Annotated in this window: 22 protein-coding genes and 2 pseudogenes; 8 read left to right on the plus strand and 16 right to left on the minus strand. The window is 58.2% G+C overall.

Annotation, left to right across the window (positions count from 1 at the left end; genetic code table 11):
- Nucleotides 1-10: 10 nt before the first annotated feature.
- From map to rpsH, 9 genes are all read right to left on the minus strand, one after another.
- Nucleotides 11-805, minus strand: a complete 795-nt coding sequence (gene map, locus HMPREF2692_RS05735) for a type I methionyl aminopeptidase (protein WP_061920561.1) — start codon at nucleotides 803-805, stop codon at nucleotides 11-13.
- A 6-nt stretch (nucleotides 806-811) separates the two neighbouring features.
- Nucleotides 812-1,357: an adenylate kinase gene (locus tag HMPREF2692_RS05740; protein ID WP_070497797.1), complete on the minus strand. Its 546-nt coding sequence runs from the start codon at nucleotides 1,355-1,357 to the stop codon at nucleotides 812-814.
- Complete coding sequence (secY, locus tag HMPREF2692_RS05745) at nucleotides 1,357-2,682, minus strand: preprotein translocase subunit SecY (RefSeq protein ID WP_061920555.1); 1,326 nt, start codon at nucleotides 2,680-2,682, stop codon at nucleotides 1,357-1,359. Before secY ends, HMPREF2692_RS05740 begins: the two co-directional genes overlap by 1 nt.
- Nucleotides 2,683-2,929: 247 nt before the next feature.
- Nucleotides 2,930-3,379, minus strand: coding sequence for a 50S ribosomal protein L15 (gene rplO / locus HMPREF2692_RS05750; protein ID WP_070823066.1), 450 nt, complete (start codon nucleotides 3,377-3,379; stop codon nucleotides 2,930-2,932).
- A gap of 3 nt (nucleotides 3,380-3,382) precedes the next feature.
- The gene (gene rpmD / locus HMPREF2692_RS05755) at nucleotides 3,383-3,568 is read right to left on the minus strand and encodes a 50S ribosomal protein L30 (RefSeq protein WP_061920551.1); all 186 of its coding nucleotides are present in this window, start codon (nucleotides 3,566-3,568) and stop codon (nucleotides 3,383-3,385) included.
- Between the two features lie 3 nt (nucleotides 3,569-3,571).
- Complete coding sequence (gene rpsE / locus HMPREF2692_RS05760; protein WP_005527787.1) at nucleotides 3,572-4,198, minus strand: 30S ribosomal protein S5; 627 nt, start codon at nucleotides 4,196-4,198, stop codon at nucleotides 3,572-3,574.
- A gap of 40 nt (nucleotides 4,199-4,238) precedes the next feature.
- Nucleotides 4,239-4,640: a 50S ribosomal protein L18 gene (gene rplR / locus HMPREF2692_RS05765; RefSeq protein ID WP_061920549.1), complete on the minus strand. Its 402-nt coding sequence runs from the start codon at nucleotides 4,638-4,640 to the stop codon at nucleotides 4,239-4,241.
- A gap of 3 nt (nucleotides 4,641-4,643) precedes the next feature.
- Entirely contained in the window at nucleotides 4,644-5,180 is a 537-nt protein-coding gene (gene rplF / locus HMPREF2692_RS05770; protein ID WP_061920547.1) for a 50S ribosomal protein L6, read from the minus strand.
- Between the two features lie 14 nt (nucleotides 5,181-5,194).
- On the minus strand, nucleotides 5,195-5,578 hold the full coding sequence (gene rpsH, locus HMPREF2692_RS05775; protein ID WP_061920544.1) for a 30S ribosomal protein S8: 384 nt from the start codon (nucleotides 5,576-5,578) through the stop codon (nucleotides 5,195-5,197).
- Nucleotides 5,579-5,931: 353 nt separating this feature from the next.
- Between rpsH and HMPREF2692_RS05780 the strand changes: the two genes are divergently transcribed.
- From HMPREF2692_RS05780 to HMPREF2692_RS05790, 3 genes are read left to right on the plus strand one after another with little or no spacing between them, the layout of a single operon-like run.
- Complete coding sequence (locus HMPREF2692_RS05780; RefSeq protein WP_061920542.1) at nucleotides 5,932-6,177, plus strand: DUF6457 domain-containing protein; 246 nt, start codon at nucleotides 5,932-5,934, stop codon at nucleotides 6,175-6,177.
- A complete protein-coding gene (gene fdhD / locus HMPREF2692_RS05785) occupies nucleotides 6,177-7,019 on the plus strand; it encodes a formate dehydrogenase accessory sulfurtransferase FdhD (RefSeq protein ID WP_061920540.1) in 843 nt (280 codons plus the stop codon). The genes HMPREF2692_RS05780 and fdhD overlap by 1 nt, the downstream gene beginning before the upstream one ends.
- Nucleotides 7,016-7,768 carry a B3/B4 domain-containing protein gene (locus tag HMPREF2692_RS05790; protein ID WP_070456901.1) on the plus strand — a complete coding sequence of 251 codons (753 nt, stop codon included), beginning with the start codon at nucleotides 7,016-7,018 and terminating at the stop codon, nucleotides 7,766-7,768. The genes fdhD and HMPREF2692_RS05790 overlap by 4 nt, the downstream gene beginning before the upstream one ends.
- On the opposite strand, the gene HMPREF2692_RS05795 is transcribed toward HMPREF2692_RS05790, so the two are convergent.
- A complete protein-coding gene (locus HMPREF2692_RS05795) occupies nucleotides 7,765-8,550 on the minus strand; it encodes a formate/nitrite transporter family protein (RefSeq protein ID WP_062035873.1) in 786 nt (261 codons plus the stop codon). The genes HMPREF2692_RS05790 and HMPREF2692_RS05795 overlap by 4 nt on opposite strands.
- A 194-nt stretch (nucleotides 8,551-8,744) precedes the next feature.
- Here HMPREF2692_RS05795 and HMPREF2692_RS13340 point away from each other — a divergent pair, with 194 nt between their 5' ends.
- Nucleotides 8,745-9,767 (plus strand): sortase family protein, encoded by a 1,023-nt coding sequence (locus HMPREF2692_RS13340; RefSeq protein ID WP_246815644.1) that lies wholly within the window; start codon nucleotides 8,745-8,747, stop codon nucleotides 9,765-9,767.
- A 57-nt stretch (nucleotides 9,768-9,824) separates the two neighbouring features.
- On the opposite strand, the gene rplE is transcribed toward HMPREF2692_RS13340, so the two are convergent.
- The 3 genes from rplE to rplN are packed head-to-tail and all read right to left on the minus strand — an operon-like array spanning nucleotide 9,825 to nucleotide 11,066.
- Nucleotides 9,825-10,376 (minus strand): 50S ribosomal protein L5, encoded by a 552-nt coding sequence (gene rplE, locus HMPREF2692_RS05805; protein WP_046646792.1) that lies wholly within the window; start codon nucleotides 10,374-10,376, stop codon nucleotides 9,825-9,827.
- A 2-nt stretch (nucleotides 10,377-10,378) separates the two neighbouring features.
- Complete coding sequence (rplX, locus tag HMPREF2692_RS05810) at nucleotides 10,379-10,693, minus strand: 50S ribosomal protein L24 (RefSeq protein WP_005527724.1); 315 nt, start codon at nucleotides 10,691-10,693, stop codon at nucleotides 10,379-10,381.
- A gap of 4 nt (nucleotides 10,694-10,697) precedes the next feature.
- Nucleotides 10,698-11,066 carry a 50S ribosomal protein L14 gene (rplN, locus tag HMPREF2692_RS05815; protein ID WP_061920530.1) on the minus strand — a complete coding sequence of 123 codons (369 nt, stop codon included), beginning with the start codon at nucleotides 11,064-11,066 and terminating at the stop codon, nucleotides 10,698-10,700.
- 531 nt (nucleotides 11,067-11,597) lie between these two features.
- Between rplN and HMPREF2692_RS05820 the strand changes: the two are divergent.
- A pseudogene (locus HMPREF2692_RS05820) lies at nucleotides 11,598-12,527 on the plus strand (hypothetical protein).
- Nucleotides 12,528-12,745: 218 nt separating this feature from the next.
- On the opposite strand, the pseudogene HMPREF2692_RS05825 reads toward HMPREF2692_RS05820, so the two are convergent.
- Nucleotides 12,746-14,798: pseudogene (locus HMPREF2692_RS05825) on the minus strand (sucrose-specific PTS transporter subunit IIBC).
- 130 nt (nucleotides 14,799-14,928) lie between these two features.
- A complete protein-coding gene (locus HMPREF2692_RS05830) occupies nucleotides 14,929-16,254 on the minus strand; it encodes a glycoside hydrolase family 32 protein (protein ID WP_070823070.1) in 1,326 nt (441 codons plus the stop codon).
- Nucleotides 16,255-16,275: 21 nt separating this feature from the next.
- Here HMPREF2692_RS05830 and HMPREF2692_RS05835 point away from each other — a divergent pair, with 21 nt between their 5' ends.
- Complete coding sequence (locus tag HMPREF2692_RS05835) at nucleotides 16,276-17,184, plus strand: carbohydrate kinase family protein (RefSeq protein WP_061920520.1); 909 nt, start codon at nucleotides 16,276-16,278, stop codon at nucleotides 17,182-17,184.
- Nucleotides 17,185-17,604, plus strand: coding sequence for a hypothetical protein (locus HMPREF2692_RS05840; protein WP_061920519.1), 420 nt, complete (start codon nucleotides 17,185-17,187; stop codon nucleotides 17,602-17,604).
- 79 nt (nucleotides 17,605-17,683) lie between these two features.
- Here the strand turns inward: HMPREF2692_RS05840 and HMPREF2692_RS05845 are convergent, their stop codons facing one another.
- The gene (locus tag HMPREF2692_RS05845) at nucleotides 17,684-18,241 is read right to left on the minus strand and encodes a hypothetical protein (RefSeq protein ID WP_141741016.1); all 558 of its coding nucleotides are present in this window, start codon (nucleotides 18,239-18,241) and stop codon (nucleotides 17,684-17,686) included.
- 71 nt (nucleotides 18,242-18,312) lie between these two features.
- Between HMPREF2692_RS05845 and HMPREF2692_RS13345 the strand changes: the two genes are divergently transcribed.
- A complete protein-coding gene (locus HMPREF2692_RS13345) occupies nucleotides 18,313-18,537 on the plus strand; it encodes an ABC transporter permease subunit (protein WP_235590997.1) in 225 nt (74 codons plus the stop codon).
- Nucleotides 18,538-18,570 lie beyond the last annotated feature (33 nt).

Raw genomic sequence — 18,570 nt, forward strand, 5'->3', positions numbered from 1 at the left:
TGATTTTCAGCTAATAGCGACGAGTAAGGATTCGCGGGCCGTTAGCAGTCGCGGCTACGGTGTGTTCCCAGTGAGCGGCGAGGCTGCCGTCAAGGGTGACCACAGTCCAATCGTCGTCAAGCACGGCGTTATCTTCCGTACCCAGGGTAAGCATCGGCTCAATCGCGAGAACGGAACCTTCTTGAATGAGCGGACCGCGGCCCGGCTTTCCTTCGTTCGCGAGATAAGGTTCTTCGTGCATGGTGTGGCCAATGCCGTGGCCGCCGTAGCCATCCACAATGAAAAGATCAACGCCGAACTTATCTTCAGCGCGGTAGGTTGCTTGCTCAAGAGCGTGCGAAACATCCGTCAAGCGGTTGCCCGGGACCATCGCCTTGAGCCCTTCAGCCAAAACCCATGCCGTGGCGTCGTTAAGCGCGGTTGCTTCGGGGGCCAGCTTGCCCACGCCGAAGGTCCACGCGCTGTCTCCTACCCAACCGTCGAGCGTTGCGCCGCAGTCGATGGAGACCAAGTCACCTTCCGCCAACACGATGTCTTTGCCCGGAATGCCGTGCACGATGACATCGTTGACGGAGGCACATATGGAACCCGGGAAGCCCTCGTATCCCTTGAAGGTAGGGGTAGCGCCCAAGTCCCTGATTGTTTGCTCGGCTACTTCATCGAGCTCGAGCGTAGATACGCCAGACGCCGCAGCGGCGCGCACGGCTTGCAATGCTTTGCCGACGATTTCTCCGGCGGCCTGCATCGCGTCCAGTTCACCTGGGGTGCGTGCGGGAATGGTTTTGCTGCGGCGTCTAAATCCCATGGCGTATTACTTGCCCATAGCCTTCAGGGTACGCTCGTTGATTTCCTCAACGGTGCCCTCAGCCTTGACGTTGATGATTTCATCGCCGTAGTGCTGGATGAGCGGGAAAGTCTCGTCGCGGTAGACGCCGAGTCGGGTGCGGATGGTCTCCTCGTTGTCATCAGCGCGGCCACGGGCCAGCATGCGCTCGACGACGACGTCCTCGGAAACCTCGAAGTTGATAACTCCGTCGAGCTTGACGCCCTTCTTCTCGAGCAGCTCGGCCAGAATGCCAGCCTGCTCCACGGTGCGTGGGAAGCCGTCCAGCAGGAAGCCGTTTGCAGCGTCGTCCTGGTTAAGGCGATCTTCAACCATGCTCGCGGTGACGTCGGTCGGAACGAGCTTGCCGGCATCAATGTAGGACTTTGCCTCAACGCCCAGCGGGGTGCCCTCACCAATGTTGGCGCGGAACAGGTCACCGGTGGAGATGTGCGGAACAGACAGCTTCTCGCTCAGGATTGCTGCTTGGGTGCCTTTGCCGGCACCGGGAGGGCCGAGGAGTACGTAACGCATTACTTGAGAAGTCCTTCGTAGTTGGATTGTAGGAGCTGGGACTCAATCTGCTTGACGGTAGTCAGAGCAACCGAGACCATAATCAGAATAGCGGTACCGCCGAAAGCGGAGGTGCCGTTTGCGGAAGAATGGCCAACGCCGAGATCCAGCAGGATATTCGGCAGAATAGCGATCAACGCAAGGTATAGGGAGCCTACGAACAGCAGACGGTTCATTACGAAGCCGAGGTACTGTGCGGTTGGGCGGCCCGGACGAATACCCGGGATGAAACCACCATACTTCTTCATGTTGTCTGCCTGCTCGGCAGGGTCATACTGCACCGAGACATAGAAGTAAGAGAAGAAGATGGTCAGCACGAAGTACAAGACGATGTACTGCCAGGAGCTCGGGGACTGCAGGTGCGCAATCACGTTACGCTGCCACCAGTTATCCGGCACGTTACCGGAACCAGAGTTAACGATCTGGGTGATAAGCACCGGCATATAGATTAGCGAGGACGCAAAGATAACCGGGATAACGCCGGCCTGGTTGACCTTCAGCGGCAGGTAGGTGGAGGAGCCACCGTACTGGCGGCGACCAACCATGCGCTTTGCGTACTGTACTGGGATGCGGCGCTGGCCCTGCTCGATAAAGGTAATGCCAACGACCAACACGATAAGACCCGCGGCGACCATGGCGAAGACCAGACCGCCGTTGTTCTGCATGATGCCCACGCCGTCGGTTGGCAAGCGCGTTGCAATGCCGGCGAAGATCATCAGGGACATGCCGTTGCCGATGCCCTTTTCAGTAATGAGCTCGCCCATCCACATAACGAGGATGGCGCCCGCGGTCATGGTGATGACCAGAACGATAAGGGTAAAGAAGTTACGGTCTTCAGCCAGAACCGGAACGCCCTGGCCCAGCAGCTGCTCGCGGTCCGCCAGGGCCACGATGCCGGAAGACTGCAGCAACGCCAGCGCGAGCGTGAGGTAACGCGTGTACTGCGTCATCTTGGCCTGACCGGACTGGCCTTCCTTCTTCAGCTGCTCAAAGTGCGGGATGACAACGGTCAGCAGCTGGACGATGATCGAAGCCGTAATATACGGCATGATGCCGATGGCGAAGATAGACAACTGCAAAAGCGCGCCACCTGAAAACAGGTTAATCACGGAATACAGATTGCCGGACTCCTCCGTCAGAGAACGCAAACGACCGGAGATCGAAGCGTAATCAACGCCCGGGGATGGAATCTGGGCGCCAATGCGGTAAGCAATAATCATCAAGATAGTGAAGATGATCTTCTTACGCAGGTCGGCGTCCTTAAAAGCCTGCAAAATGGCGGACACTACAAAATCCTCCTGGCCTTCCGGCGCTATCAACATTTAAGGGAAAATAGGTGACAACGCTCGGAGGTGGAACTCATCTGTCCCCTAACATGGGGAAGGTTGAACACTTATGACCATGCAAGCCTACCAGCCACGCGCTATTTAGCCACATTTAAGGTAAGGATTGCCAGCCAACTAATAAGGAAAGCGCCCGCCTCCCGATCACTCGGGAAAGCGGGCGCTTTAATGCTTTAAGTAACGCAGTTGATTACTTGGTTGCGGTGGCGGTGCCGCCAGCAGCCTCAATCTTCTCAACAGCGGACTTAGAGAACTTGTCAGCGGTGACATTCAGCTTGACGTTGATGAAGCCGTTGCCCAGAACCTTGACCGGCTGGTTCTTACGAACCAGGCCTGCGGAGACGAGATCTGCAACGGTGACGTCGCCACCGTTAGCGAATGCCTCTGCGAGGTCTGCAACGTTGACTACTTGGTACTCAACGTGGTTCGGGTTCTTGAAGCCCTTCAGCTTCGGCAGACGCATGTGGATCGGCATCTGGCCACCCTCGAAAGCAGCGGAAACCTGCTTACGAGCCTTGGTGCCCTTGGTACCGCGACCAGCGGTCTTACCCTTGGAAGCCTCACCGCGGCCGACGCGGGTCTTAGGCTTGTTTGCTCCTGCGGATGGGCGCAGGTCGTGCAGCTTGATGATATCAGCCATGGTTTACTCCCCTGCCACTTCTTCGACGGTGACCAAGTGGCGTACCTTCTGAACCATGCCGCGGATGATCGGGGTGTCCTGCTTTACAACAGACTGGCCGATCTTCTTGAGGCCGAGAGCCTCAATGTTCTTGCGGTGATTCGGCTTGGTACCCACCAGGCCCTTTACCTGAGTAATCTTCAGAGCCATTGCTTATGCCTCCTGACCTGCGCGCTTACGCAGCATCTGGGCCGGAGCAACCTCTTCGAGGGACTTGCCACGACGTGCGGCAACCTCTTCAGGGCGAACCAGCTGCTTGAGGCCGTCCACGGTAGCGCGGACGACGTTGAGGGCGTTGTCGGAGCCGAGGGACTTCGACAGAATGTCCTGCACACCAGCGCACTCGAGCACCGGACGTGCAGCACCACCGGCAATAACACCGGTACCAGGTGCGGCAGGCTTCATCATGACGATGCCAGCTGCGTCGCGACCCTCGACCGGGTGGGTGATGGTGCCGGCGATCATCGGGACGCGGAAGAAGTTCTTGCGAGCCTCTTCTGCACCCTTCTGAATTGCGGCAGGGACTTCCTTAGCCTTGCCGTAGCCAACGCCAACCATGCCCTGGCCATCGCCTACGACGACGAGAGCGGTAAAGGACATGTTGCGGCCACCCTTAACGGTCTTGGAGACGCGATTGATGGTGACTACGCGCTCGATGTACTTATCGCGCTCGTTGTCCTGCTGATTACGACGATCGTTGCGACGACCGCCATTGTTGCGGTCGTTATTACGACCGTTCTCGGCGGAGCGTCCGCCGTCACGCTTTTCACGGTCCGACATTAGGCGTTCCTTCCGTTGATGTTTCCGTTTGCCATGATCATTAGAACTTCAGACCACCTTCACGAGCTGCCTCTGCGAGAGCGGCAACGCGACCGTGGTACTTGTAGCCAGCACGGTCGAAGACAACTGCCTCGATGCCAGCAGCCTTGGCGCGCTCAGCGATCAAGGCGCCAACCTTTGCGGCCTTTGCCTTCTTGTCGCCCTCGAGCGCACGAACGTCAGCTTCCATGGAGGAAGCTGCGACCAAGGTGTGGCCAGCCAGGTCGTCGATGACCTGGACGTGCATGTGGCGGGAAGAGCGGTGAACGACCAGACGCGGTGCCTCAGGGGTGCCGCGCAGGGTCTTACGGATGCGGAAGTGACGGCGTGCGCGTGCTTCGCGACGGCGGGAGGAGATGTCCTTGCCGATTGGGGTGCGCTTTGCGTTTTCAGTGTTAGCCATTGCTTACTTACCCGTCTTTCCGACCTTGCGGCGGACCTGCTCGCCTTCGTAACGAATGCCCTTGCCCTTGTAAGGATCGTCCTTACGCAGGCGGCGAATGTTAGCGGCGACCTGTCCGACCTTTTGCTTGTCAATACCAGATACGGAGAGCTTGGTTGCGCCATCCACAGCGAAGGTGATGCCCTCCGGAGCCTTGATGAGGATCGGGTGGGAGTAACCCAGAGAAAACTCGAGGTCGCTACCCTTCTGCTGAACACGGTAGCCGACACCGAAGATTTCCATCTTGATGGTGTAGCCCTCGGTCACGCCAATAACTGCGTTGTTGACGAGAGAGCGAGACAGGCCGTGCAGAGCGCGGTTCTTGCGGTCATCATCTGGACGGGAAACCGTGATTACGGAATCCTCGACTGCGATGGTGATTGGCTCTGGCAGAACGACGGTCTGGGTACCCTTGGAACCCTTAACCTCGACCTCCTGGCCGTTTACCTTGATTTCAACGCCGGATGGTACGGCGATTGGTGCTAGACCGATACGAGACATGTGTCAATCCTCCCTTACCAGACGTAGGCGAGAACTTCTCCGCCTACGCCCTTCTCCTGAGCCTGACGGTCGGTCAGCAGACCCTGAGACGTGGAGATGATAGCCACGCCCAGGCCGCCAAGGACCTTCGGCAGATTGGTGGACTTTGCGTACACACGCAGACCCGGCTTAGACACGCGACGCAGACCAGAGATGGAGCGCTCACGGTTGTTGTACTTGAGGGTGAGCTCGAGCTCGCGGCCCTCAACGGAGTAGTCAGCGATGTAGCCTTCCTGCTTCAAGATGTCGGCGATGTTTGCCTTGATCTTGGAGGTCGGCATCGACACGGTGTCGTGGTGCGCATGGCTTGCGTTGCGCACGCGCGACAGCATGTCGGCGATAGGATCAGTCATGGTCATGTGAGTGACCGTTACCTTTCTCGTTGCGGTTCCCGTACCCACCAAAGCGTTTTCCGTGTGATTTCGGGCTACTCACGCTCCTCACGGTCAATACCGTAAGGCGCTCGCCACCCTTTGATACATACAACGGGCCGCCGAAAACGGCGGGGGGCCTACAACAAAGTTGATGATGTTCAGTTCTTGATTCAGGCTCTACGTTTCTGCAGCTTGTAGGGCTAGATTTCATTTGCCATCTGGGCACACTACAGCCTCGACGTGAGTCCGAACTGCAACACTACCCGCTAACCTGCAGTTTTCCAAATCTTTTTTAGCGTCGAAGCTGCATGTCACTCTCGAGGACTAGAGTGGCCGTCATGACTGCAGAAAATGACCCTATCCACTCCGCCCACCAGTGGTTGGAGGAAGCGGCAGAACTAATCGGCGTCGACAAGCAAGATGCCACTGCCTTGACCCGTGAGCTGCTCGACCTTACCCGCGACGTCGCACACAGCACCTCGCGCCCGGCCGCTCCCCTGACGGCATATTTGGTTGGGTTGGCCTCGCGGGACTCGGACGAGGCGCGCGCGAACATCGCCAAACTGCGGACGGAGCTGAACTAGTGGCGGGCCGGGCAACAAAGTCCTTTGCTGTTACCAAGGTTCACTTGGATGGCACGGAGGTAACCCAGGTGGATACCCGCGCCGACATCGTCACTGGCGAGGAGCCGCTGGAGATTCGTGTCGGCGGGCAGACCCTGACCACCACCATGCGCACTCCGGGCCATGATATTGAGCTAGCTCATGGCTTTTTGCATTCTGAGGGCCATATCGCCACGCTTGCCGACGTCTCCGAAGCCCGCTACTGCGCTGGTTCCACCGTGGACGGTATGAACACCTATAACCTGCTGGATATCGATCTGGCCCAGAAGAATGTCATTGGGCTAAAAGATCTGCGGCTTACGCTCACCAACTCCGCGTGCGGCGTATGCGGCACCAGCTCCATCGAGGATTTAAACAAGAAATCGCGCTACGCGCTCCCCAACATCCAGATTGACCCAGCCGTGGTTGCGCAGCTGCCCGAAAAGCTGCGCGCCGAGCAAAAGCTCTTCCGCAAGACCGGTGGTATCCACGCCGCCGGCGCATTCACCTTAGACGGCAAGCCCATCGTTGTGCGAGAGGACGTCGGCAGGCACAACGCAGCAGACAAGGTCATCGGGCACCTGCTCCTTGAAGATCGCCTGCCCGCAGACGACCTTATTTTGGTTATGAGCTCCCGCGCCAGCTTCGAGCTTGTACAAAAGGCAGCAATGGCCGGGTTCGGTATGCTCGTTGCTGTTAGCGCGGCTTCCTCGCTCGCTGTGGAGACTGCCCGGGAGACTGGCATGGCTTTGGTAGGGTTTGCCCGCGGCGATCGTTTCAACATCTACGCAGGTGAACTCAAGCCAGGAGAACTCAAGCGATGAGCAACCACTCTTCAAAAAAGATCCGCAGTACTGGGGAACTCATCGAGTTCCTTGCTGACGCCAGCATCAGCCCCGAGGTCGCGGCCTTACGTCCCGACTACCGCGCGCTGCTCATCGCCGTCGATGGCATCACGCCTGCGCCTTCCGACGCCCACTCGGAGCAGCTCTTGCGCAACGCCGAAGACGTTGCCCGCGCACGCTTGGGCAAGTGCGCCGTCACGGACTTCCCGCACATCGCAGCATGGCGCAAGGCTTATCAAGGATTCGGCGCGAAGCCATCGCGAACCCGCAACAGCACGGAGGCGCTCATACGCCGCGCGGAAAAGGGGCTGCCTCGCATCAACCGCCTCACGGACATCTATAACTCGCTGTCCGTGACTTACGAGATCCCCTTCGGCGGCGAAGACCTGAACGCCTATGTATCCGCTCCACAGCTGGTGCGAGCTACTGGTGCTGAGAACTTCGCCACTATGGACAAAGGCGAGCCTGTAACCGAGCATCCTGAACCGGGCGAGGTGGTCTGGCTCGATGCGAACGGGGTCACATGCCGCCGCTGGAATTGGCGCCAGTGCACCCGCACGGCGCTGCACGACGACACCACTGCGGCGCTGTTCATCCTCGATGCACTGGAACCTGTCGACGACGTCGAGCTGCGCGCTGTGGGTGAAAACCTAATCGACGAGCTCCGGGAGTATTCCTCGGAACTCGTCGTTGCAATGCGCATCCTGCGCGCAGAAGATAATGATTAGTCGCGGTAAGCCTCAGGGCCCTTGTTGAGCCAAGCGTAAACGCCACCAATGAGGAAGCCGCCGCCGATGACGTTGCCCACCCAAACCAGCGACCAGTTGGTGAGAACAGCGCCCAGGGTAAAGCCATCCGGCAGTGGGTTAGAGCAGAAGAAGGTCAGCGTCATCAAGCAGAAGTTTGCGATGACGTGCTCGAGGCTAAGGCCCACGAAGCAGGCGATGATCGGCACGATGACGAAGAACTTCGAGACGATGTCCTTGGCAAAGACAGCACCGACGATGGCCATGTTGACCACGAAGTTTGCGAGGATGCCCTCAACCAGCAGGCCGCCTGGGCCCTTTTCTAGTTTGCCCATGGACAGCGTTGCGATGAGGTGCGATGGGTCAATGTGCCCCAGCTTCGCGGAAACACCCATGGCAGCGGCGAAGAGTACGGCACCAACAAAGTTGAAGAATGTGGTGACGATGAGCAGCCAAAAGCCCTTGCCCCAGCCCACCTGTTTATTGATGGCACCGTAGACGACGTACATCATGCTGCCGGTAGCAAGCTCCGCGCCGAGGATGACGATGGCGAAAAGTCCAAGGCCGAAAAGCATGGCGAAGACTGGTGCACCCAGGCCCTTTGCGTGCTTGTCGACGGCCTGACCTACGACGGCCGCGAAACCGGTACCGATGGCGAGATAGACGCCGGCCAGGATTGCACGTACCGCGAAGCGGGCGAAGGACTCGTCGAGCAGAGTCACTTTCTTCTTAATTGCTGCTGCAGCAGATTCGTTGAGAGACACGAAGCTTCCTTTACCTAGAGTTATAACTGCGATAACACTACAGCGAAGTTCCAGGCTGCGCCAACAACTTTATGCCCACCACACGTGGGTATTTTCCGCGGTTATTGTTGCTAACGCCTGCCAAGGATTAAAGTTAGTTAGAAAATTCACTTACTTTTAGAACCCACCTCCCTCACCCCCTGGAGCCGCCGCCCATGCCCCCGCGTTATCCTCACGATCTGCCAGATCACAGCGCAGATCACACGCGCCCCCGGGCAGCCAGGACCAGCAGCACCAGCGCCAGTACACAGCGCCGCCCCATCAATAGCAGACCCATCGATACCCGCCGCGCCGGCAACGGCAACCCCGACGGCGAGCGCACCTACGTGCGGCGCACTCCCCCAACGCCAACGACGCCGAGGCCACCAACATCAGCAGCGGCAGCGCCGAAGCCACTACCTAACCGCCAAAAGCGCAGCCCCCAGCCAAAGTCGCAAAGCACGGGTGGCCGCCACCGCGCGCCAGAAACGACCACGCCGGCGCTCCATACTCGCGCGCTGGAATTGTGGTCCAGCTCGGGCAAGTTCCGTATTACGGTTGGTGTCCTTGCAAGTGCGGTCCTTGCAAGTGTGGCTCTTGCCGCCACGATGCATCACGTGGTCGATCCTCCTGAAGGACTAGAAAGCAACCAAGTCCCTGTGGCAGCTGCTCCAGTCATTGAGCCCTCCGCCGCAGTTGAGATGTTCATCCCTGCAATCGAGGTCCATGCCGAATTTGAAGATGGCTCCTGCCGCGTCAAAGACGGCGCGATTAACCCGGATACGATGACGGAGGCCTGCACTTATACCGCTGCGGACCGTCCGTATTCGCTGCCAGGCACTAATGCGCCAGACATCACCGTCATCGCCGGACACACCGGCGCCGGCGTTCCCGGTGTCTTCAACAACCTCTACGACGGCGGCGCAAACAAGCACAAGGTCGCCCTCGGCGACAAGCTCTACCTGCGCACTGCAAACTCCGGCGACAACTGGCTGGTCTACAGCGCCACCGACATGCACGACCCAGTAAAAGAAGGCCTCGCCGAAGACACCACAATCTGGGGCGAAGGCCCCATGCCAGGCCGCCTTCTCACCATCAGCTGCATTCAGCCGCTCAACCTCCTTGAAGCCTCCGTGCGCAATGCAGTGGTGGGCTGGCAATACGAAGGCGTCACGACCGTTACCCCACCGGCAGAGTAGGCATACAAAACGCCAAACGCCCTCACCAAAAGGTGAGGGTGAAAAGCTTAAGCCGCTTTACTTGAACGGGAAGCCGAGCTCCTTGAGGAGGCGGCGGCCTTCTTCGTCGTTGGTAGCGGTGGTGACAACGGTGATGTCCATACCACGTGGGCGGTCAACCTTGTCGATGTCGATCTCGTAGAACATGGTCTGCTCGGTGAGACCGAAGGTGTAGTTGCCGTGGCCGTCGAACTGCTGATCGGACAGACCGCGGAAGTCGCGAATACGCGGCAGCGCGATGGTCAGCAGGCGGTCCAGGAACTCCCACATGCGGTCGCCACGCAGGGTGACGCGGGCGCCGATTGGCATACCCTCACGCAGCTTGAAGTTCGCGATGGACTTCTTTGCGCGACGCAGCTGCGGCTTCTGGCCGGTGATCGCGGTGAGGTCCTCGAGAGCGCCGTTGATCAGCTTGGAGTCACGTGCAGCGTCGCCAACACCCATGTTGACAACAACCTTGGTGACACCTGGGATCTGCATGACGTTGTCGTAGTTGAACTCGTCGTTCAGGGTCTTCTTGATTTCCTCGCGGTAGCGGGTCTTCAGACGCGGAGTGTAGTTCTCGCTCATGATTAGATGTCCTTCCCGTTGCTACGTGCGATGCGGACCTTCTTGCCGTTTTCATCGAAACGGTAGCCCACGCGGGTCGGATTGCCCTCGGAGTCAACGATTGCAACGTTAGAAACGTGGATCGGAGCTTCCTGGGTAACGATTCCGCCGGACTCGGCGCCACGCTCGGTAGCGGAGTTAGCAACGTGCTTCTTCACGCGGTTGACGCCCTCAACGAGGACCTTGTCGCGCTTCGGGTATGCTTCGATGACCTTGCCCTTCGCGCCCTTGTCAGGACCCGAAATAACAATCACCATATCGCCCTTATGAATCTTCATAAGACTAGATCACCTCCGGTGCGAGAGAAACGATCTTCATGAACTTCTTGTCACGAAGCTCGCGAGCAACTGGGCCGAAGATACGGGTACCACGTGGCTCGTTGTCGCCCTTGAGAATGACTGCAGCATTCTCATCGAAGCGAATGTAAGAACCGTCCGGACGACGGGTCTCCTTCTTTGCACGGACGACGACAGCCTTAACGACGTCGCCTTCCTTAACGTTGCCGCCTGGGACAGCATCCTTGACAGTGGCGACGATTACGTCACCGATGCCAGCGAAGCGTCGAACGGAGCCACCGAGAACGCGGATGCACAGAATCTCACGTGCACCAGAGTTGTCGGCGACGCGCAGACGGGATTCTTGCTGAATCACTATGGGTCTCCTGACCTGGATTGATGTGCGGTAAGATTTCCGTCCTTACCGCACGCGGTCTACAAACTTGCGATGCTCAAGCCTTGACAACGGATTACACCGAAGGGTCTCGGACCGGCGGTTCGGAAACGCACCGCTACGGGCCGACCAGCTTTTGCAACCTATACATTCAACCACACGCCAGCGCCCTTACCAAAACGCTGCTCGACGGCTGTCGACGCCCCCTACCTCCACATTTATTTTCGCCAGTACACCCGCGTACCCCTTAGCCCTTTATTTCGATTGCACCGACACACAAACAGTCTCCAAAACTATCGGCACACTCTGCACATATAAACCTCACCTTAGCGTTCCTCAGTGCAAATCAGGTCGCACGAACATTCTAATAATCCAATTCTTCCACAGCTGTAACGCATGAAAATTACAGTTAACTTCTGATTTCCGCGTGACAACTGTGAATTATATGACTATTGTTGTTTGCGTCGCGAAAGACATTTTTGCGCTTTCCCATATTTCCCGAAGGAGAAACACATGAAGCGTTTGCCACAGACCCTGACCGCTGCTGTACTGACCGGCGCGCTCGCCTTTGGTGGCGCAGCTGTTGCTCAGGCTTAGGACAACAACGAATCGAATCAGTTCACTGAGCACGGTGATGGATCTACTCTCACAACTCGTACTGACAACTATGTACCAGGTGCTGAGAACTACAATCCGTCCAATGAAGAGGGCGAGGAAAGCACTGAAGAGCCGAACACCAACGAAGAAAGCGCCGGTGAAGTCGAACGCCACGACGTCGCTGCTGATCCGATTACCGTCGATGGTGTCGAGTACTTCAAGCAGGAAGACGGTTCTTGGCTGTCCAAGCCGGTCGCAGGCGATCCTGTTCGCTTGACTCCTGAGCAGGCAGAAAAGTTCGTGAAGGAGCAGCAGGACACCTCCGCAATTCCTGCTCCTGCCACCAAGATGGACGCTGAGGGCAACACTTGGTACCAGAGCATGAAGGATCCGAGCGTTTACGTCAACGATCCGGCCCTGGTCAACGTGGAAGTTACCGCCGAGATGCGTGACGCTTACGCAAAGGCATTCCCTTCTGAAGCTGCGAAGCCTGAATTCGACAAGAAGAAGCTCGCATGGTTGGCTCTTCCGGCAGCCCTGGTGATTGGTGGCATCACCTGGTACCTGTCCCAGGACGGCAAGACCTACGTCAAGGACGAGGCACGCAAGAACCAGGAACCGACCGCCGAGGAAAAGGCTGCTTCCGAGCAGATGCTGAACGCTAACAAGGATGCGGTTATCGCCCAGGGCGGTAAGCTCGCTGAGGGCAACGCTGCCCCGGCAGCCGCACGTGGTATGTCCGCTGAGACCGGCTCCAACTCCGTTGCACAGGCTTTGGCCGCACTGGCTGTAGCTGCGATGGTTGCCGCAGGCGCTTTCGCTGCACGCCGCAAGTTCTTCGCTTAAGCAAGAGCCTTCCTACCAAGTAGGAAACTGAATTGAGACTGGCTGCGCCGGTCGGGCTTCGGTCCGGCTGGCGCAGCTTTTTGCTATAGGCACCCTGGTGCGTCACAGTTTGCTTGGACTCAAGGTGAGCCTTCGCCCCAGAGAGCGCCGCTATTGCTAAACCGTTAAAGGCCGAACTGGGAAGGAGTTTTCCTCAGTTCGGCCTTTGTTCTTTCAAGCTAACGGGTTGTGCCTGCAGGCTCGTCAGTGGATGCAGGAGTAGCTGCATGGCCAGTGGTTGGTGCGGATGCTGGAACGGGCTTGGGATCCACAGTAAAGATATCGGTACCGAAGCCAGTGAGTTCACCCGGGCGGAAAGCCGCGGTAGGAAGAACAGGGCCGGTCTTCTTCGAATTCGAGACGACCACCGGGGTAGTTACGGGAAGGCCGGCGGCCTTGATGGCGTCGATATCAAATTCGGCGAGGACATCGCCCCGCCCGACCTCATCGCCCTTGGTGACGTGGGAGGTGAAGTGCTTGCCTTTAAGGTTTACCGTATCGAAGCCAATATGCATGAGGATATCGATATTGCCCACCACTGGGTCCTTGGTGCGAATGGCGTAGGCATGGTGGGAAGGGAAGGTAACGGTGATTTTGCCGTCGGCAGGCGCAACCAGTTTGCCCACGGTCGGCTCGATAGCCACGCCCTGGCCTAGCTTGCCGCCGGCAAACATAGGATCGCTGACCTGAGACAGGGGCACGGCGGTGCCCTCCAATGGGGAGAAGATAGTGCAGGCATCCTCGGCTGCTACCGCAGCTGGGGTGGCAGCGGCGGCTTGAGCCTCGGCCGCCGGAGGATTCACCTCATCCGGATCAATGGAGCCGTTCTTGCGGGCTAGGTAGCGGCCATACAGGTAGGCGCCGATGAAGGAACCCGCGAGTGCGATTGCAGCACAGATAAAGAACTGACTGTAATCCTCCGGGCGCATCGAAACGAAACCGATGATGCCGGCCGCGCCGAGTGCCGTTGCCTTCACGTCGAAGATGGCAATGAGAGTCGAGGCCACTGCAGAGGCAGCCATGCCGATGTAGAAAGGCCAGCGCAAGCGCAGATTCACACCGAAGATGGCAGGCTCAGTGATACCGAATAGTGCCGAGGTACCGGAAGCACCAGCCAAGCCCTTGAGCTTTTCGCTACGCGCCAGGAAGTAGACCGCGAGGGCTGCGCCACCTTGGGCAATATTCGCCATCGCTGCCGTGGCGAAGATGAAAGATCCGCCTTGATCCCACAGCATGTATTCGATTGGTGGGAAGGATTGGTGCAGGCCGGTGATGACGATTGGCGAGTAAACCAAGCCAAAAAGGAAGCCGCCGACAGGGCCTGCAAAGTCATACAAATTGGCCAAGCCAACGCCCAACCACTCACCGGCAGTGCGCAGGAACGGGCCAATGGCAGCGAAAGTGATAAAGCCGGTGACCAGCAGGGTAATCAACGGCGTGAGCATGAAGTCCACCGTGCCCTTTAGGTGGCGGTGGAGGAACTTCTCAATCGTGGCCAGGATCCACGCAATAACCAGAATCGGCAGGATGGAACCCTGGTAACCGGCCTGTGCGACATCGAGGCCAAAGATGTTCCAATACTCCATGTCGCCGGCCTCGATGGTCTCAGCCACGTTGTAGCCGTTGACTAGGTCCGGCATAACCATTGCCATGGCCATACCCGCGCCCAAAAACTCATTGCCGCCAAAGCGCTTGGTGGCAGTAAAGCCCACCAAAATGGGCAGGAAGGCAAAGGGGGCAGAAGCCAGCAGGTTGATAAGTCCAGCGACATCTTTGAGTGCCGGCACCATTTCAATGGCCGCTTTCTCACCGAACAGCCCTTCAGCCGACAAGACGTTGTTCAGTGCCATGAGCAAACCGCCGCCGACCAGAATCGGGATGAGCGGCACGAAGATATCCGCGAGCACCTTGACGGCGCGGGAGAACCAGTTGCCGGAATTAGCGGCAATGTCTTTGAGCTCTTCGGTGGAAACGGCAACGTCCTTGTGGATCATGCCGTTCAATTCCCTATAAACAACGTTGACGTCACCTGGACCAACGATGACCTGGAACATTCCACCGGCTTCAAAGATTCCCTTGAGGTCAGGGTCAGCCTCTAAGGCCTTGGTATCGACCTTCTTCGTATCCTTCAGCACCATGCGCAGGCGCGTTGCGCAGTGCGCCAAGCCGATGATGTTTTTCTTCGCCGCCAAGTGCACGCAGGGTCCGTGCAGCAACTTCCTTGTGGTCCATAGGCAAAGCTCCCTTTCCTTTTCACGAGCTAATCAACCTAGAACCATTAGATACAGCTTCCAGACAAAAAGCCAAGAGCTCGGACATATTTGAGGGAAAATTCACCAAGTTTTACTGTTTGAACGGTCACTTAGTTCTTAACCCAGCCGCTCCATCGCGCTTCGCCTTCGCCAAATACGCTTGCCGACGCCGCGATTCGCCCACCGCCAGCAAAAATTTCCACGGCGCAGCCATCGGCAATGGCCATGACCTCGCCCTCTGGGCAGGCAATCACGCGCTCGTCATCGCCCACACTCACGCGCAGCAGCCCTTCGCCTGCGCTAAAGCGCAGGTGTTCCCTACCTTCAACATCAACCAGGCTATAGCTGCCGCCACGCGAAGAGCTCAGACTCACCGTGCTGCCGAAGCCCTCCCTACCAGCAGCATCGGGAATCGTCTCCCACACCGGCCATTGATAAAGCACGCCGTCTTCCAGCCATACCCGGCGCGGCAAGGTCAGGGTGTGCACCCAGCCCTCCTCCACGGTGGGCTTGTCATCTTGAGCAGGAAGGCCCATCCAGCCGAGCAGCAGCGCTTGGCCATCGCTCATGCCAACCAGCTGCGGGGCATAGAACTCGTGTCCATAGTCCAGCTCGCTGAAACCACGCTCGACGTGGAAGGTGGTGCCGTCCAGCTTGCCCACCAGGTAGCCGCACTGGTCGGAAGACGCGTAGTGCGTTTGCCCATCCACTTTGACGGGTTCAAGCCCCTGCGGGCAAAAGACCAGGACGTCCTTAGACTCACCGGTTGCCTTATCAGTCAAGGCCACAAGGTTTGGGCACTCCCACATATATCCGCCCGGTAGGAGATCGGGGCTAAGCCCCAGCGCGGCGTCGTCAAGCGCGAAATCCAGTGCTCCCTCAAAGTCCCAGTTCTTAAGGTCCTGCGAGCGGTAGAGCACCACCGCAGCGTTCTCGTCCTCACGTTGCGCACCGATGACCATGCGCCAGCCTTGCTCATCCCGGGAAATCTGCGGATCGCGGAAGTGCCCGGTAAAGCCTTCCTCACTATCGGGAATCAGCGGGTTCGCGGCGTCGCGGTAATAAATGCCACCCTCAGGGCCAGAAGGATCGAGAACGCGCACGCGGTTCTGGGAAGGAATGCGCTTGCCATCCACCTTGAGGTTGCCCGTATAAAACAGCCACACGTCGGTGCCATCGACCACGGCACCGCCGGAGTAACAGCCGTCCTTGTCATAGGGCAGGTCAGGCGAAAGCACGTCCGGATGATGCCGCCAGGGGCCTGCCACTGAGTACTTCGCCGAGGCATGCGCCCACCCCGTTCGCTTCGGCGCGTGCGGGAAGCAGGGGTCGTGTTGGTAATAGACGTGCATGGTGTCGCCATCTAGAAAGACACCATTTGGATCGTTGAGACGGCCATACGGGGGCGCGATGTGGAAGTTCGGACGGTAGTTCATAGCACCGATACTATGGAATCCATGAGAATCCATGTGTGTGGCGAAGGACTCGTCGACCTTGTCCCCGTCAGCCCAGGTAGCTTGCAAGACCTCACGCCGGCTTTGGGCGGCGGGCCTTTCAATGTGGCCATCGCGGCGGCGCGTCTGGGCGGCGAGGTCAGCTTCCAGTCGCGCCTTTCCACCGACGGTTTCGGTAACGCGCTGGTGGAAAGGCTGGAGCAGGAAGGCGTGGACACGTCTATGGTCCAGCGCGGTCCAGAGCCCACCACTTTGGCCGTGACCAGCATCGGTGATGATGGTTCGGCGTCCTATACCTTCTACACGGAGGGCACGGCAGATAGGTTGGTTGAGCCCACGCTTTCCGACGCCGAGATTGCCTGCTTCGGCACTGTTTCCCTCGCGTTGGAGCCAGGTGCTTCGCGCTATGGCGAACTGCTCAAGCAATTCGCAGCTAAGGGCAGCATCGTGGCGCTCGATCCGAATATCCGCCCGTTCTATACCAACGATGAGCACAAGGCCTTCCTCAACGAGCTACTTGCCCACGTCACCGTGCTGAAGCTTTCTGAGGAAGAAGTGGAATTCCTGGGCAAGCAGGCCCTCAAGCAGGTTCCCGTCGTGGTGGTTACCCGCAGCAGCGAGGGCCTCACGTTGCGCGCTGGCACGACCCGGTTCGATGTGCCTTCCGCCAAGGTCGACGTCGCCGACACCATCGGCGCGGGCGATACCATCATGGGCGCGCTGCTCACAGAGATCGCCCGCCGCAACCTCACGGCCGAAGAGCTCACTCACTTGAGCGAATACGACTGGAAAAAGATTTTGGAATTCGCCGCGGCAGCCGCTGCGATTACCGTCTCTCGCAAGGGCGCACAGCCACCGCACCGCGCAGAAGTGCTTGCCATGCAAGCAGATGTTCAGAAGAAAGAGGCCTAAATGTTTTCTTCCTACCAGGGCCGTAGCGCCATACTTCACACCGTGGCGTTCATCTTCGTGGCGTTGTCTTTCATCTTCCCGGTAGTCCTGGGCACTTCTGCCCTGCTGCCCACGTGGCTATCCGGCATCGTGAGTATCCTCGTTGCGCTCGCCATTCTTGTCGACGCCGCGCACAAAGCCTTCGCCCCACCTGAACGCCCCGCACGTGGCCTGCGCGCACTTTCCGCCCTCGCTGCGTTGACCGCGCTCATCGGCTGGATCTGCTGGCTTATCATCTTCAACAACTTCGACGCCGCCGGCACCACCATGTACAAGGTAGGTACCTTCACCCTGGGCACCAGCGCCGTGCTCAACATCTTCTGCGCCGCCATGGCCTTCCTGGATTGGCGGGCTGGCCGCGTTACTCCGGTCAAGCATTAATCGGCAAAACTGCCTTTGGCTCCCCGAAAGACATCAAGAACTCCTTGTAGTAGCTCTGCGCAGCCACAAGGAGTTCTTGTTATTCAGCAGCTTCGATTTCAAAGCTGGTGCCCAGACGAAGCGGGCCGTTCGGCAAAGAGGCATCATTTTGCCAACCAACTTTGTCAGCAGCGATCGACACTGTCACATGCTTGCCCACCCACGGCTCTGCCTTTTCGCGGCTTTCCTCGTGCGTGCTGTAGTGCGATGCAAGCAAGCCGCTATCGATCCAACGGGTTTCCTTGTAATTTGCCCTGTTCCCGGTGACCTCCCCCGGAGCATCAAATTCGAGGATCCAATAGTCGCCGTTGAGCTCGCTTTCAGGGAATCCGGATTCAGGCTGCGAGCCTAGGGTCTCACGACCTTTCTTCTTTACAACCTTGCCCGTCATCTTCAAGATGCCGTCTTCAATGACCACCGCTGGTTTCTTCGATTCTTCTGACGCCTTGGATTCTTGGGAATCCGCCTCTGCTGAACTTTGTGGCGCCATCGTATTGAACATCTTCTCTGTTTCTTTAGCGGAGTCGTTTTTTCCGGAATTACTGCAGCCAGAAAGCGCTAGGGCTGCAACACAGAGTAAGGAAACATAGCGGCGCATGATTGGACCTCAAAACACATAAGGAAATAGGAGACAGCGTTTTAGCTTAACGCCCTGGGGCGGTGAGGATTGTGGAAATCGGCGAATCTGCCGCGGCGGTCTCCCACACCGTCTACGAAGCGGCGAAGGTCTCCGGTGCCAAGGGGCACCAGACCTTCTTCCGGATCACGCTGCCTTTGCTTACACCGGGTATCGCAGCAGGCTGGATTCTGGCTTTCTTCGCAGGATTCCGTGAACTCGTGATTCTTCGCTGGTGCGCCGGAACAACATCAACCTGCTCGCGTCCTGGATCATGAACCAATTCGATCAAGGCCACCGCGCCGAGGCCA

Source organism: Corynebacterium sp. HMSC036D03, assembly GCF_001836185.1.
Taxonomy (GTDB): Bacteria; Actinomycetota; Actinomycetes; order Mycobacteriales; family Mycobacteriaceae; genus Corynebacterium; species Corynebacterium simulans.

Coding starts and splice junctions, on each gene's coding strand:
- map (WP_061920561.1), bottom strand. CDS start 805: ATGGGATTTAGACGCCGCAGCAAAACCATTCCCGCACGCACCCCAGGT.
- HMPREF2692_RS05740 (WP_070497797.1), bottom strand. CDS start 1,357: ATGCGTTACGTACTCCTCGGCCCTCCCGGTGCCGGCAAAGGCACCCAA.
- rplO (WP_070823066.1), bottom strand. CDS start 3,379: ATGGCTGATATCATCAAGCTGCACGACCTGCGCCCATCCGCAGGAGCA.
- rpmD (WP_061920551.1), bottom strand. CDS start 3,568: ATGGCTCTGAAGATTACTCAGGTAAAGGGCCTGGTGGGTACCAAGCCG.
- rpsE (WP_005527787.1), bottom strand. CDS start 4,198: ATGTCGGACCGTGAAAAGCGTGACGGCGGACGCTCCGCCGAGAACGGT.
- rplR (WP_061920549.1), bottom strand. CDS start 4,640: ATGGCTAACACTGAAAACGCAAAGCGCACCCCAATCGGCAAGGACATC.
- rplF (WP_061920547.1), bottom strand. CDS start 5,180: ATGTCTCGTATCGGTCTAGCACCAATCGCCGTACCATCCGGCGTTGAA.
- rpsH (WP_061920544.1), bottom strand. CDS start 5,578: ATGACCATGACTGATCCTATCGCCGACATGCTGTCGCGCGTGCGCAAC.
- HMPREF2692_RS05780 (WP_061920542.1), top strand. CDS start 5,932: ATGACTGCAGAAAATGACCCTATCCACTCCGCCCACCAGTGGTTGGAG.
- HMPREF2692_RS05790 (WP_070456901.1), top strand. CDS start 7,016: ATGAGCAACCACTCTTCAAAAAAGATCCGCAGTACTGGGGAACTCATC.
- HMPREF2692_RS13340 (WP_246815644.1), top strand. CDS start 8,745: ATGCCCCCGCGTTATCCTCACGATCTGCCAGATCACAGCGCAGATCAC.
- rplE (WP_046646792.1), bottom strand. CDS start 10,376: ATGAGCGAGAACTACACTCCGCGTCTGAAGACCCGCTACCGCGAGGAA.
- rplX (WP_005527724.1), bottom strand. CDS start 10,693: ATGAAGATTCATAAGGGCGATATGGTGATTGTTATTTCGGGTCCTGAC.
- HMPREF2692_RS05830 (WP_070823070.1), bottom strand. CDS start 16,254: ATGAACTACCGTCCGAACTTCCACATCGCGCCCCCGTATGGCCGTCTC.
- HMPREF2692_RS05835 (WP_061920520.1), top strand. CDS start 16,276: ATGAGAATCCATGTGTGTGGCGAAGGACTCGTCGACCTTGTCCCCGTC.
- HMPREF2692_RS05840 (WP_061920519.1), top strand. CDS start 17,185: ATGTTTTCTTCCTACCAGGGCCGTAGCGCCATACTTCACACCGTGGCG.
- HMPREF2692_RS05845 (WP_141741016.1), bottom strand. CDS start 18,241: ATGCGCCGCTATGTTTCCTTACTCTGTGTTGCAGCCCTAGCGCTTTCT.